9 protein-coding genes and 1 pseudogene are annotated in these 13953 nt (G+C 71.7%); 5 read left to right on the forward strand and 5 right to left on the reverse strand.

The window, feature by feature from the left end; genetic code table 11:
• Positions 1-2 precede the first annotated feature (2 nt).
• Positions 3-719 carry a SanA/YdcF family protein gene (locus tag ACZ4SW_RS05750; RefSeq protein WP_468238384.1) on the reverse strand — a complete coding sequence of 239 codons (717 nt, stop codon included), beginning with the start codon at positions 717-719 and terminating at the stop codon, positions 3-5.
• A gap of 151 nt (positions 720-870) precedes the next feature.
• Between ACZ4SW_RS05750 and ACZ4SW_RS05755 the strand changes: the two genes are divergently transcribed.
• The 4 genes from ACZ4SW_RS05755 (at position 871) to dnaG (ending at position 6646) form a co-directional block, all read left to right on the forward strand.
• Positions 871-1773 carry a sirohydrochlorin chelatase gene (locus ACZ4SW_RS05755; RefSeq protein ID WP_468238386.1) on the forward strand — a complete coding sequence of 301 codons (903 nt, stop codon included), beginning with the start codon at positions 871-873 and terminating at the stop codon, positions 1771-1773.
• 73 nt (positions 1774-1846) lie between these two features.
• The gene (locus ACZ4SW_RS05760) at positions 1847-3172 is read left to right on the forward strand and encodes a deoxyguanosinetriphosphate triphosphohydrolase (RefSeq protein ID WP_468238388.1); all 1326 of its coding nucleotides are present in this window, start codon (positions 1847-1849) and stop codon (positions 3170-3172) included.
• A 142-nt stretch (positions 3173-3314) separates the two neighbouring features.
• Positions 3315-4580, forward strand: coding sequence for an NAD(P)/FAD-dependent oxidoreductase (locus ACZ4SW_RS05765; RefSeq protein WP_468238391.1), 1266 nt, complete (start codon positions 3315-3317; stop codon positions 4578-4580).
• Between the two features lie 161 nt (positions 4581-4741).
• Positions 4742-6646: a DNA primase gene (gene dnaG / locus ACZ4SW_RS05770; RefSeq protein WP_468238393.1), complete on the forward strand. Its 1905-nt coding sequence runs from the start codon at positions 4742-4744 to the stop codon at positions 6644-6646.
• Positions 6647-6660: 14 nt separating this feature from the next.
• Here dnaG and ACZ4SW_RS05775 read toward each other — a convergent pair whose 3' ends face one another.
• Positions 6661-7065, reverse strand: a complete 405-nt coding sequence (locus tag ACZ4SW_RS05775; RefSeq protein WP_468238395.1) for a hypothetical protein — start codon at positions 7063-7065, stop codon at positions 6661-6663.
• Between the two features lie 155 nt (positions 7066-7220).
• On the opposite strand from ACZ4SW_RS05775, the pseudogene ACZ4SW_RS05780 reads away from it, so the two are divergent.
• Positions 7221-8451: pseudogene (locus tag ACZ4SW_RS05780) on the forward strand (RNA polymerase sigma factor).
• 31 nt (positions 8452-8482) lie between these two features.
• Here the strand turns inward: ACZ4SW_RS05780 and ACZ4SW_RS05785 are convergent.
• The 3 genes from ACZ4SW_RS05785 to ACZ4SW_RS05795 all read right to left on the reverse strand — a co-directional run bounded on the left by ACZ4SW_RS05785 (position 8483) and on the right by ACZ4SW_RS05795 (position 13823).
• Entirely contained in the window at positions 8483-10411 is a 1929-nt protein-coding gene (locus ACZ4SW_RS05785) for an ABC transporter ATP-binding protein (protein ID WP_468238398.1), read from the reverse strand.
• On the reverse strand, positions 10411-12144 hold the full coding sequence (locus tag ACZ4SW_RS05790; protein WP_468238400.1) for an ABC transporter ATP-binding protein: 1734 nt from the start codon (positions 12142-12144) through the stop codon (positions 10411-10413). The genes ACZ4SW_RS05785 and ACZ4SW_RS05790 overlap by 1 nt, the downstream gene beginning before the upstream one ends.
• Before the next feature lie 224 nt (positions 12145-12368).
• A complete protein-coding gene (locus ACZ4SW_RS05795; protein WP_468238403.1) occupies positions 12369-13823 on the reverse strand; it encodes a xylulokinase in 1455 nt (484 codons plus the stop codon).
• Between the last annotated feature and the right edge of the window lie 130 nt (positions 13824-13953).

Consider the following 13953-nt stretch of genomic DNA (forward strand, 5'->3'; position numbering starts at 1 on the left):
GCTCAGCTCCCGGCCGCCGCCAGCGCCTTCGTGACCCCCTGCTCCTTCGGCCCGAGGAACGTCGGGTCCGGGTGGAACAACACGTCCAGGGCCGCCTTGCCCGCCGCGAACACCTCCCGGGTGCCGCCGTAGTACCAGGTCACGTCGTGCTTGTCGGCCACGCCCACGCCGTACGACGTCACGCCCGCCGCCCGGCACAGGGCGACCGCGCGGCGGATGTGGAAGCCCTGACTGATCAGGACCGCCCGGTCCACGCCGAAGATCTTCTTCGCGCGGACACAGGAGTCCCAAGTGTCGAAGCCGGCGTAGTCGGTGACGACCCGGGCGCGGGGCACGCCGTGCCGCGCCAGGTACGCGCGCATCGCGTCCGGCTCGTCGTAGTCCTCGCGGCTGTTGTCGCCGGTGACCAGGACGACCTTGATCCGGCCCGCCCGGTACAGGTCCGCCGCCGCGTCCAGGCGGTGCGCGAGGTACGGCGACGGCTCGCCGTTCCACAGGCCCGCGCCGAAGACGACGGCGACGTCGGTGCGCGGGGCGTCCGCGGTGGTGCGCAGCCGGCCGGCCGTGCTCAGGTACAGCCACGTGGCCGGCAGCAGCGCCAGCACGCACAGCGCGACCACGACCTGGACGGCCCTGCGCTGTCCGGCGCGCGTGCGCGGCAGCCTAGGTCTGCGGATCCTCAGGCGCGGCAGGCCCATCGAAACGCGTCCCCCGTTCATGACGTCAGCGGTGTCGCCAGTGAGGACGCGGCGGACGGTGATCCGGTTCGGGTCCCCTCACACCCCCTGCCCCCGCCCCGTGAAACGCCGGAAAACAACCCGGTCACGGCCACGCAACGGCACGGCAACCTGCTGCCGCGAGGATCGGTGCATGACGGCGTCGAACCCCCTGCGCGACGAATCCCCCCTCCGCCCCGGCGGCCCGCCGCTCGGCGGCGGCCACCTCGACAGCACGGCGCAGCTCATGAACCGCATCACCCGCCGGCTCGGCAGCCGGCTCAGCCAGGTCTCGCTCGACGGCACCCGGCGCCCCGCCCCGCCCGCGCTCGTCCTCGTGGCGCACGGCAGCCGCGACCCGCGCGCCCTGGCGACCGTGCGCGCCCTCATGGAACGGGTCCGCGAGCTGCGCCCGCACCTGCCGGTGCACCTCGGGCACATCGAGCTGAACGAGCCGCTGCTGCCCGACACCCTCGCCCTGCTCGGCGACGGCGACGCCGTCCTCGTACCGCTGCTGCTCAGCCGCGGCCACCACGTCAAGCACGACATCCCCGAGGCGGCCGCGGCGGCGCGCGCCCACACGCGCCTCGCGCCCCCGCTCGGCCCGCACCCGCTGCTCGTGGAGACCCTGTACGCCCGGCTGGCCGAGGCCGGCTGGCCGGCCTCCATGAGCGACGCCCGGCGCCGCACGAGCGCGGTGGTGCTGGCCGCCGCCGGCTCCCGCGACCCCGACTCCGCCGTCGACACCCGACGCACCGCCCGGCTCCTCGCCGAACGCCTCGGCGTCCCCGTCGTCCCCGCCTACGCCTCCGCCGCCGCGCCCACCGTGCCCGGCGCGGTCCGCGCGCTGGCCGCCCGCGGCCGTCACCGGGTCGCCGTCGCCTCGTACTTCACCGCCCCCGGCCGCTTCCACACGGAGTGCGCCGAGGCCGCCCCGTGGATCGCCGCGGCGCCCCTCGGCGCCCACCCCGCCATGGCCCGCCTGGTCCTGCACCGCTACGACCAGGCCCTCGCCGCCCCGGAAGCGGCCACGGAACCCGCCCTGGCGTCGGCCTGACCCACGTCCGAGGCCCCGGCGGGAAACGGACGACGGCATCCCGAATGTCCGTGACTGCGTTTACTGTCGGGTCATGGACGGGATCGCACCGAAGGCTCACCAGACCCCTGCACGCTGCGAGAACGGCTCGGCGTACGACGCGTCGGACACCGAGCGCTGGGCCGCCGAGCCCGACAAACGCCCCGGCCGTACCGCCTTCCAGCGCGACCGCGCGCGCGTGCTGCACTCGGCCGCGCTGCGCCGCCTGGCGGGCAAGACGCAGGTCGTCACCCCTGGCACCAGGAGTGAGGCCTGGGACGCCAGCCCCCGCACCCGCCTCACCCACTCACTGGAATGCGCCCAGGTCGGCCGGGAACTCGGCGCCGCCCTCGGCTGCGACCCCGACCTGGTGGAGGCCGCCTGCCTCTCCCACGACCTCGGCCACCCGCCCTTCGGGCACAACGGCGAACAGGCGCTGAACGAGTTCGCGCACGACTGCGGCGGCTTCGAGGGCAACGCCCAGTCCCTGCGCCTGCTCGCCCGCATCGAGCCCAAGCGGTTCGTCCGCAGCGTCTGCACCGGCGAAGTCGTCAGCGTCGGCCTCAACCTCACCCGCGCCGTCCTCGACGCCGCCACCAAGTACCCGTGGCCGCGCGGCGCCCACCCCACCGACCCCGCCTCCGCGAAGTTCGGCGTCTACGAGGACGACCGCCCCGTCTTCGACTGGTTCCGCAAGGGCGCCCCCGGTCACCGCACCTGCTTCGAGGCCCAGGTCATGGACTGGTCCGACGACGTGGCCTACTCCGTGCACGACTTCGAGGACGGCCTGCACGCCGGGTACATCGACCCGGGCGCCCTGCACGCCGAACCCGAGCGGCGGGCGGTCTTCGCCGTCGCCCTCGGCCGGTACGTGCCCGCCGACACCGACCCCGAGGAGCTGGCCGAGGCCCTCGACCGGCTCCTCGCCCAGCAGTGGTGGCCGAGCGGCTACGACGGCTCCGCCATCGCCCAGGGCCGCCTGAAGGACGCCACCAGCCAGCTCATCGGCCGTTTCTGCCTGGCGGCGGAGGGCGCCACCCGGGCGGCGTACGGGAGCGGGCGCCTGACCAGATACGCCGCCGAGCTGGTCGTCCCCCGCAGCACCCGCATGGAGTGCGCGGTCCTCAAGGCGGTCGCCGACCTGTACGTGATGCAGCGCGCCGAGCAGGAGCGGATCCGCGCGGACCAGCGCATCGTCGTCGCCGAGCTGGCCGAGGCGCTCACCGCCCGCGCGCCCGACGGGCTCGATCCGCAGTTCCGGGCGCTGTTCGAGGAGGCGGCCGACGACCGTGCCCGCAAGCGGGTGATCGTCGACCAGATCGCCTCGCTCACGGACGCCTCGGCGGGCTCCCTGCACGCCCGGCTGACGGGGCGCGGATGACGCGGGCCCGGCGGGGACGTGACGGCGGCACGTGACGCCCGGTTGTGCCCCTCCGTGGCCTGATCGGGGCACCCCCTCTTCCCGCAGGCCGCCGTCGTGCGGGAGGCTCGCACATGGCGACATCCTTACGAGGAGGCATCAAGTGGTCGACGCGGATCAGACATTCGTCATCGTCGGAGGAGGTCTGGCCGGCGCGAAGGCGGCCGAGACGCTGCGAGCGGAGGGCTTCAGCGGCCGCGTGATACTGATCTGCGACGAACGCGACCACCCGTACGAACGGCCTCCCCTCTCCAAGGGCTATCTGCTCGGCAAGGAGGAGCGCGACAGCGTCTTCGTGCACGAGCCCGCCTGGTACGCGCGCAACGACATCGAGCTGCACCTCGGCCAGACCGTCGACGCCATCGACCGGGTCGCGAAGACGGTCCGCTTCGGCGACGACGGCACGCTCGTCCACTACGACAAGCTGCTCCTGGTGACCGGCGCGGAGCCCCGCCGCCTGGAGATCCCCGGCACGGACCTCGCCGGCGTCCACCACCTGCGCCGCCTCGCCCACGCGGAGCGCCTCAAGGGCGTGCTCGGCGCCCTCGGCCGGGACAACGGCCACATCGTGATCGCGGGCGCCGGCTGGATCGGCCTGGAGGTCGCGGCGGCGGCCCGCGAGTACGGCGCGGAGGTCACCGTCATCCAGTCCGCGCCGACCCCGCTGCACCACGTCCTCGGTCCCGAGCTGGGCGAGCTGTTCGCGGAGCTGCACCGCGACCACGGGGTCCGCTTCCGCTTCGGGGCGCGGCTCACCGAGATCGTCGGCCAGGACGGCATGGTGCTGGCCGTCCGCACCGACGACGGCGAGGAGCACCCCGCGCACGACGTGCTCGCCGCGATCGGCGCGGCCCCCAGGGTCGCTCTCGCGGAGGCGGCGGGCCTGGAGCTGGCCGACCCCGCGCAGGGCGGCGGCATCGCGGTGGACGCGTCACTGCGCACCTCGGACCCCGACATCTACGCGGCCGGTGACGTGGCGTCCTTCCACCACCCCCTCTTCGACACCCGGCTGCGCGTCGAGCACTGGGCGAACGCGCTGAACGGCGGCCCGGCCGCCGCCCGCGCGATGCTCGGGCGCGAGGTGACCTACGACCGGGTGCCGTACTTCTTCTCCGACCAGTACGACGTGGGGATGGAGTACTCGGGATGGGCGCCGCCCGGCTCGTACGACGAGGTGGTGATCCGGGGGGACGCCGGGAAGCGGCACTTCATCGCGTTCTGGCTGAAGGAGGGCAGGGTGCTGGCCGGGATGAACGTCAATGTGTGGGATGTCACGGACCGCGTCCAGAAGCTGATCCGGGAGCGGACGGTGGTGGATCCGGAGGCGTTGTCGGACCCGGGGGTGCCCCTGGAGAGCCTGGCCCCGTGAGACGGCGGACGCCGTCCACCGTCGCCGCCACTGTCACATCACCCCCGTGGTGGGATTCCCGGGGCCGCTGCACCCGACAGCCGCCGCGCGGCGGACCGGACCCCGGCCGGGGCCAGGCCGGCTCGCCGAGGCGTGTGGGTTCCGCCCCGTAGAATTCACGCGTGGCAGGACGGATCAACGACGAGGACGTGAAGGCGGTACGGGATGCCGTCCCGATCGACGCCGTCGTGTCCGAGTACCTCCAACTGCGCAACGCCGGCGGGGGAAACCTGAAGGGCCTGTGCCCCTTCCATGACGAGAAGTCGCCGTCCTTCCAGGTCAGCCCAAGCAAGGGGCTGTTCCACTGCTTCGGCTGCCAGGAGGGCGGCGACACCATCACGTTCGTGATGAAGGTCGACCACCTCTCCTTCTCGGAGGCCGTCGAGCGGCTCGCCGCCCGCGCGGGCATCACGCTGCGGTACGAGGAGGGCGGGTACAACCCGACCCACCAGCGCGGCGAACGCATCCGCCTGGTGGAGGCCCACCAGCTCGCCGCCCAGTGGTACGCCGAGCAGCTCGACGCGAGCCCGGAGGCCGAGACGGGGCGGAAGTTCCTGGCCGAGCGCGGCTTCGACCAGGCAGCCGCCCTGCACTTCGGCGTCGGCTACAGCCCGCAGGGCTGGGACCACCTCACCCGCTACCTGCGCGGCAAGGGCTTCAGCGACAAGGAGCTGATCCTCTCCGGCCTGTCCCAGGAGGGCCGCCGGGGCCCCATCGACCGCTTCCGCGGCCGGCTGATGTGGCCGATCCGGGACATCGGCGGCGACGTGGTCGGCTTCGGCGCCCGCAAGCTCTACGAGGCGGACACCGGCCCGAAGTACCTGAACACCCCCGAAACGGCGATCTACCGCAAGTCCCAGGTCCTGTACGGCATCGACCTGGCGAAGAAGGACATCGCGAAGACCAGCCGGGCCGTGGTCGTCGAGGGCTACACGGACGTCATGGCCTGCCATCTGGCCGGCGTCACCACGGCCGTCGCGACCTGTGGCACGGCCTTCGGCGGCGAGCACATCAAGATCCTTCGGCGGCTGCTGATGGACAACGGCAGCGCGCGCGTCATCTTCACCTTCGACGGCGACGCGGCCGGCCAGAAGGCGGCCCTGCGCGCCTTCGAGGACGACCAGAAGTTCGCCGCCGAGACGTACATCGCGATCGCGCCGGACGGCATGGACCCCTGCGACCTGCGGCTCGCGAAGGGCGACGAGGCGGTCGCGGACCTGGTGGAGCCGCGGACGCCGCTCTTCGAGTTCGCGCTGCGCCAGATCGTCGGCCGCTACGACCTGGAGACCCCCGCGGGCCGGGCGGCCGCGCTGGACGAGGCGGCCCCGGTGGTCGCCCGCATCAAGAACAGCGGCGCCCAGCACGAGGTGGCGGTCCAGCTCGCGGGCATGCTCGGCATCCTGGACACGCAGTTCGTGGTCAAGCGGGTGGCGCAACTGGCCCGCTGGGCGCGGGACCGGGGCGGGCGAGGCCCGGCGCCGACGGGACCGCGCCCGGCGGAGCGCTATGAGGCGGCGCCCCGCCCGGCCGTCTCCGGCCCGGCGCTCACCCTGCGCAACCCGGTCTACGCGACCGAGCGTGAGCTGCTGAAACTCGCCCTCCAGCGGCCGGAATTGGTGTCGCCCGCGTTCGACGCCTACGGGGTCGACGAGTTCACGGCGGCGCCGTACGCGGCCGTACGGCAGGCGATCATGGAGGCGGGCGGCGCGGAGTGGGGCGTGCAGGACCCCCAGGAGTACCTGGTCCGGGTCCGCGAGGCGGCGCCCGACGACACGGTGCGGGCGATGGTCACGGAACTGGCCGTCGAGGCGATCATGCGCAAGACGGTGGACGACGTCTACGCGGGCACCGTTCTCGTCACGGTCCGCCGCCGCGCGGTCGAACGCCGCATCCGCGACATCCAGTCCACCCTGACCCGCCTGGGCGTGCACGGCGACCCGGCCCAACTGGCCGCCGTGCAGAACGAGCTGTGGGTACTGCAGCAGTACGACCAGGCGCTGCGGGAGCGGGGGGCGGCGGCGCTGTAAGGGCGACCCTCGAGCTACTCCTCGCTCGACTGCTCGGACGGAGCGATCCCGAGATGCTGCGTGATCGCCTGGAGCTGCCCCATCATCGTCACCTGACCGGACACCAGAGCCCCGAGCAGTTCACCGTGCTCCGTCAGCGTCTTGGTGTGCGCATCCAGCGTCTTGGTGTGCGCATCCAGCGTCTTGGTGTGCGCATCCAGCGTCTTGGTGTGCGCCTCCAGCGTCTTGCCGTGCTCCAACTGCGTGTCCCGCAGTGCCCGGATCACCTGCATGTCGGATCGCCGCTGAACCTGCAGCGCGGCCACGTCACGGTCGGAGCCCACGGCCAGGTTCTGCGTCGTGGCCTGCTGCTCCACGACCTCGTTCACCTGAGCCTCCAGCGCCTCGATGCGCCGCCGCAGCTCTTCCATGTCGCTCATGCCTTCCATCCTGCCCCACTCAGCGGATCCCAGTGCCCTGGGACGTCAGTCCGATGGTCAAACGAACTGAGTAACCGCCCGGTCACGCACGGGCCTCAAAAAGTGGACGCACGCCCCTACTGACGGCGATGTGTCGTACCCCACACTGGGTTCCGGTGCCTGAGTCCTCGGAGCGCGGCCGGCCCGCCCACGGCGGCGGGTTCGACACCCCCGCGGTTCCGCTCACCGACGTACCGCTGCGGCACGCCTGAAGCAGCGACATTCCTGGAGGTCGCCCCCGTGCAGACCCAGACCCTCACCCAACCGGAGATCGTGAACGACGAGCCGGACGCGCAGACCGACGTCCTCCCGGCGGTGCCCCCGCAGAACCGGCTCGCGCACCACCCCGAGACGGAGCCCGAGCCATCGGACCCGGCCGAGCTCGACGAGCCGCTCGAACCCGTCGAAGCCCTCCGCGACCGTGCCGACACCAGTGGCCCCTCCTCCGACCTGTTCCGCCAGTACCTGCGCGAGATCGGCCGCATCCCCCTGCTCACGGCCGCCGAGGAGGTCGAACTCGCCCGCCGTGTCGAGGCCGGCCTGTTCGCCGAGGAGAAGCTGCTCAGCACCCCCGACCTGGACACCCGGCTCGCGCTCGACCTGGACCGGCTGGTCGTCATGGGCCGCATGGCCAAGCGGCGGCTCATCGAGGCCAATCTGCGCCTCGTCGTCTCCGTCGCCAAGCGCTACGTGGGCCGCGGACTGACCATGCTGGACCTGGTCCAGGAGGGAAACCTCGGACTGATCAGGGCCGTCGAGAAGTTCGACTACGCCCGCGGCTACAAGTTCTCCACGTACGCGACCTGGTGGATCCGCCAGGCCATGTCCCGCGCCCTCGCCGACCAGGCCCGCACCATCCGTGTCCCGGTCCACGTCGTCGAGCTGATCAACCGGGTCATCCGCGTCCAGCGTCGCATGCTCCAGGAACGCGGCTACGAACCGACCCCCGAAGAGGTCGCCGCGCACCTGGAGCTGCCCAGCGAGCGGGTGAGCGAGGTGCTGCGGCTCGCCCAGGAGCCCGTCTCGCTGCACGCGCCCGTGGGCGAGGAGGACGACGTGGCCCTCGGCGACCTCATCGAGGACGGCGACGCCACCAGCCCGGTGGAGTCCGCCGCGTTCCTGCTGCTCAGGGAGCACCTGGAAGCGGTGCTGTCCACGCTGGGGGAGAGGGAACGGAAGGTCGTCCAGCTACGGTACGGACTCGTCGACGGCCGTCCGCGCACCCTGGAGGAGATAGGCCGCATCTTCGGCGTCACCCGCGAACGCATCCGCCAGATCGAGTCGAAGACGCTGAACAAGCTCCGCGACCACGCCTTCGCCGACCAGCTCAGGGGCTACCTGGACTGAAGGGGCCGCCCGCGCGGGCGGCCCCCGGGGATCAGTCGACCTCGGCCACGGCCTGCGCGAACTGTGCCTTGTACAGCCGCGCGTACGCCCCGTCCGCGGCCAGCAGCTCCGTGTGCGAGCCCTGTTCGACGATGGAGCCGTTCTCCATCACCAGGATCGTGTCGGCGTCCCGGATCGTCGACAGCCGGTGGGCGATCACGAACGACGTCCGCCCGTGCGCCAGCTTCGCCATCGCCTTCTGGATCAGCACCTCCGTGCGCGTGTCCACGGAACTCGTCGCCTCGTCCAGCACCAGGATCACCGGGTTCGACAGGAACGCCCGCGCGATGGTGATGAGCTGCTTCTCACCCGCGCTGACCCCCGCCCCCTCGTCGTCGATCACGGTGTCGTAGCCGTCCGGCAGCGTACGGACGAACCGGTCCGCGTGCGCCGCCCGCGCCGCCTCCTCGATCTCCGCGCGCGTGACCTCGCGCGAGGCACCGTAGGCGATGTTCTCCGCGATCGTGCCGCCGAACAGCCAGGTGTCCTGCAGCACCATGCCGATCGAGGACCGCAGCTCGTCGCGGGACATCTTCGCGATGTCGACGCCGTCGAGCGTGATCCGCCCGCCGGTGACGTCGTAGAAGCGCATGAGCAGGTTGACGAGCGTGGTCTTGCCCGCCCCGGTCGGGCCGACGATCGCGACCGTCTGCCCCGGCTCCACCTTCAGCGACAGGTTCTCGATGAGCGGCTTCTCCGGGTCGTACCGGAACGACACGTTCTCCAGCGCGACCCGCCCGCGCAGCTCCTCGGGCCGCAGCCCCGGCTCGGGATCGGCCTGCTGCTCCTCTGCGTCCAGCAGGTCGAAGATCCGTTCCGCGGACGCGACACCCGACTGCACCAGGTTCGCCATCGACGCGACCTGCGTGAGCGGCATCGAGAACTGACGCGAGTACTGGATGAAGGCCTGCACGTCACCGATCGACAGCGAGCCCGACGCGACCCGCAGACCGCCGACCACCGCGACCAGCACATAGTTCAGGTTGGACACGAACATCATCAGCGGCTGCATCACACCGCTGTTGAACTGCGCCCGGAACCCGGCCTCGTACAGCGCCTCGTTCTGCTCGGCGAACTGCCTGGCCGACTCCTCCTGCCGCCCGAACACCTTCACCAGGGTGTGCCCGGTGTACATCTCCTCGATGTGCGCGTTCAGCTTGCCGGTGGTGCGCCACTGCTGCACGAAGTGCGGCTGCGACCGCTTGCCGATGCGCGTCGCGACGAAGAACGACAGCGGCACGGTCACCAGGGCGACCAGCGCCAGCAGCCACGACACCCAGAACATCATCGCCAGCACGCCGACGATCGTCAGCAGCGAGTTGATGAGCTGGCCCATCGACTGCTGCAGCGTCTGCTGGATGTTGTCGATGTCGTTGGTCGCCCGGCTGAGCACCTCGCCGCGCTGCCGCTGGTCGAAGTACGACAGCGGAAGCCGCGACAGCTTTCCCTGCACGTCCTCGCGCAGGCGGTAGACCGTCTTGTTGATGGCCCGGTTGGAGAGCCGGGTGGACACCGCCATCAGCAGGCCGGCCACCAGGAACGTGCACAGCGCGAGCAGCAGGACGTTCCCCACGGCATCGAAGTCGATGCCCTTGCCCGGGGTGAAGTCCGTGCCGGAGAGCATGTCGGCGATGCCGCCCTGGCCCCGCTTCCGCATGGAGTCGAGGACCTGCTCCTTGCTCAGGCCCGCCGGCATCCGGCGGCCGATGATCCCGGCGAAGACCAGGTCCGTCGCCCTGCCCAGGATCTTCGGCCCGACCACGGACAGCCCGACGCTCAGCACACCGCAGACCAGCATCGCGATCATGGTGGGGCGTTCGGGTGCGAACCGGGCGAGGAGCCGCTTCCCGGACCCCTTGAAGTCCATCGACCGCTGGTCGGGGCCGCCCCCGCCCATCATCCCCCGCATGGGCCCGGCCATCAGGCAGCCTCCGCTTCCGTGAGCTGGGAGAGCACGATCTCCCGGTAGGTCTCGTTGCCCGCCATCAGCTCGTGGTGGCGGCCGGTGCCGACGACGCGGCCCTCGTCCAGGACCACGATCCGGTCGGCGTCCCGGATGGTGGCCACGCGCTGGGCGACGATGACGACGGTCGCCTCGGCGGTCTCCCGGGCGAGCGCCGCCCGCAGGGCCGCGTCGGTGGCGTAGTCCAGCGCGGAGAAGGAGTCGTCGAACAGGTAGATCTCCGGGCGCTGCACCAGGGTGCGGGCGATCGCGAGGCGCTGCCGCTGGCCGCCGGAGACATTGGTGCCGCCCTGTGCGATGGGGGAGTCGAGGCCGTTCTCCAGTCGGGAGACGAAGTCCTTGGCCTGCGCCACCTCCAGCGCGTGCCACAGCTCCTCGTCGGTGGCGTCCGGATTGCCGTAGCGCAGGTTCGTGGCGACCGTGCCCGCGAACAGGTACGGCTTCTGCGGGACCAGCCCCACCGTCCTGGCCAGCAGCCCGGGGTCGATCTCCGACACGTTCACACCGTCCACGAGGACCTCGCCCTCGGTGGCGTCGAACAGGCGGGGGATCAGCCCGAGCAGGGTGGACTTGCCACTGCCGGTGGACCCGATGACGGCCGTGATCTCACCGGGCCGCGCCACCAGGTCGACGGCCTTGAGCACCGGCTCCTCGGCCCCCGGATAGCGGAACCCGGCGCCCCGGATCTCCAGATGACCGTGCCGGCGCAGTTCGGTGACGGGCGCGGTGGGCGGCACGACGCTGGAGGAGGTGCCGAGCACCTCCTGGATGCGCTCGGCGCAGACCTCCGCGCGCGGCACCATCATGAACATGAAGGTGGCCATCATCACGGACATGACGATCTGCATGAGGTAGGCGAGGAACGCCGTCAGGTCACCGATCTGCATGCCGCCGCTGTCGATGCGGTGGGCGCCGAACCAGACCACGGCGATCGAGGAGAGGTTCACCACCGTCATCACCAGGGGGAACATCAGCGCAAGGGTGCGGCCGGTGGCCAGGGACACCTCGGTGAGCTCGGTGTTCGAGCCCTTGAAGCGGCCCTTCTCGTAGTCGTCACGGACGAAGGCGCGGATCACCCGGTTGCCGGAGATCTGCTCGCGCAGCACCCGGTTCACCGTGTCGAGGCGGACCTGCATGGTGCGGAACAGCGGCCGCAGCCGGCGCACGATCAGGGTGACGCAGATGCCGAGTACGGGCACCACGGCCACCAGGACCCCGGACAGCGGTACGTCCAGACCGAGCGCCAGGACGATGCCGCCCACACACATGATCGGCGCCGACACCATCAGGGTGAACGTCATCAGGGCGAGCATCTGCACCTGCTGCACGTCGTTCGTGGTGCGGGTGATCAGCGACGGCGCACCGAAGTGACCCACCTCGCGGGAGGAGAACGACTGCACCCGGTCGAAGACGGCGGCCCTGATGTCCCGGCCGGCGGCCGACGCGGTACGGGCTCCGAAGTAGACGGCGCCCATGTTGCACACGACCTGGCCCATCGAGACCCCGATCATCAGGCCGCCGAAGGTCAGGATGTAGTTCGTGTCCCCCTTCACGACACCGTTGTCGATGATGTGCGCGTTCAGGGTGGGCAGATAGAGCGTGGCGCAGGTCTGCAGGAACTGCAGCAGAACCAGCAGGGCGATCGGTTTCTTGTACGGACCCAGATGGGTTCTCAGAAGTCGTATGAGCACGCGAGGTCTCTCGGAGTGGTGGACGAAAGGGGAGGCGGTCGGTGGTGCACCACCCCCTATCGTCGGACACTCCACCCGCGTTACCTCAACCGATTAAGCCGAGAGCGGTCAAAGGACCGAGCGGGCTCGGCCTTAGGGCGTACTCCTTCAGGGTGGTGACGTGCGCCACCGTGCGGCGGCCGCCGCACGGCTGACACCGTGTGAGATGGACGACACCGGGGCGTCTACGGGCGGAACGCCCCCGGATGCGTCTGCTCCCGTACCGACACGTACTGCTGCCGTACGGCCTGACCCACCGCGAGTTCCTCGCCCGGCTCCAGAACCTGCGCCGCCGCGCCCTGCCACGGGGGCGGGGTGCGCGGGTCGAGGGTGCCCTGGGAGACGCCGAGTGACCAGGCCGCCTGGCGGGCCGCGCCGATCGCCGCGTAGTCCGCCGGCTGGGGGACGACGACCTGCGTGCCGAACAGCGAGGGCGCCGCCGCCTGCACCGCGGGCAGCTCCGCCGCGGCACCCAGCAGGAAGATCCGCCGCACCTCCACGCCGCGCCCGCGCAGCACGTCGAGCGCGTCCGCGAGCCCGCACAGCATGCCCTCGAACGCGGCCCGCGCCAGGTGCTCCGGCTTCATCGACTCGCGGCGCAGCCCGGCCAGGGTGCCCGCGGTGTGCGGCAGGTTCGGGGTCCGCTCGCCCTCCAGGTACGGCAGCAGGACCAGCCCGTGCGAGCCCGGCGTCGACTTCATCGCCAGGTCGGACAGCGCCTCGAGGTCCGGCAGGCCGAGGAGCTCGGCGGCGCCGCGCAGGGTGCGCACGGCGTTGAGCGTGGTCACCACCGGCAGGTGCATGCCCGTGGCGTCCGCCAGCGAGGTGATCATCCCCGAGGAGTCGACGAGCGCCTCGGGGTGGACGGCCATCACGGAACCGGAGGCGCCGAGCGAGACGACGGCGTCGCCCAGCCCGATCCCCAGACCCAGCGCGGCGGCCATCGTCTCCCCGGTGCCCGCGGAGATCAGCAGCCCCTCCGGTGTCGTACCGGCCGCCTCGGAGGGGCCGATCACCTCGGGCACCATGGCCTGGTGGCCGAGCGCCAGCTCGACGAGGTCGCTGCGGTAGGCGCCGGTCGCCGCCGACCAGTACCCGGTCCCGGAGGCGCCGCCCCGGTCGGTGGTCCGTCTCACCGGCCGCCCGAGCAACTGCCACACCAGCCAGTCGTGGGCCTGCATCAGCACGGCGGTGCGCAGCGCGTTGTCCGGTTCCGTCTTGGCGAGCCAGCGGAGCTTGGTCACGGGCTGCGCGGCCTGCGGGACACAGCCGACGGCCTCGGCCCAGGCCTGCCGGCCGCCGAGCGCGTCGATCAGGTCTGCCGCCGCGACCTGGGCCCGCTTGTCGCCGCCGACCAACGCGGGCCGCACGGTGGCGCCCTGCGTGTCGAGCGGGACCAGCGCGTTCTGCTGCGCGGATACGCCGATGGCCTGCACGCCCTCGAGGAGCCCGCCCCCGGCCGCCTCCCCGAGCGACAGCAGCCAGGCCTGGGGGTCGACGTCGGAGGGACGGCCGCCGCCCTCGAGGGTCTCCACCGGGTGCGGCGCATACCCCTGCCTGAGCACCGCCCCCGTGTCCGTGTCACAGACGACGATACGAGTGAAATCGGGCGAACTGTCCAGCCCGGCGACTATCCCCATGCGGAAATTCTGCCGTACGGAGGGGGGTGGACGCGCCGGGGGGGGGGGGGGGGGGGGGGGAGACCCCACCCCCCACCCCCCCCCCCCCCCCCACTCATTTTTTTTTTTTTTCCCCCTTTTTTCTTCCCCT

This window comes from Streptomyces sp. NPDC028331, from assembly GCF_055565775.1.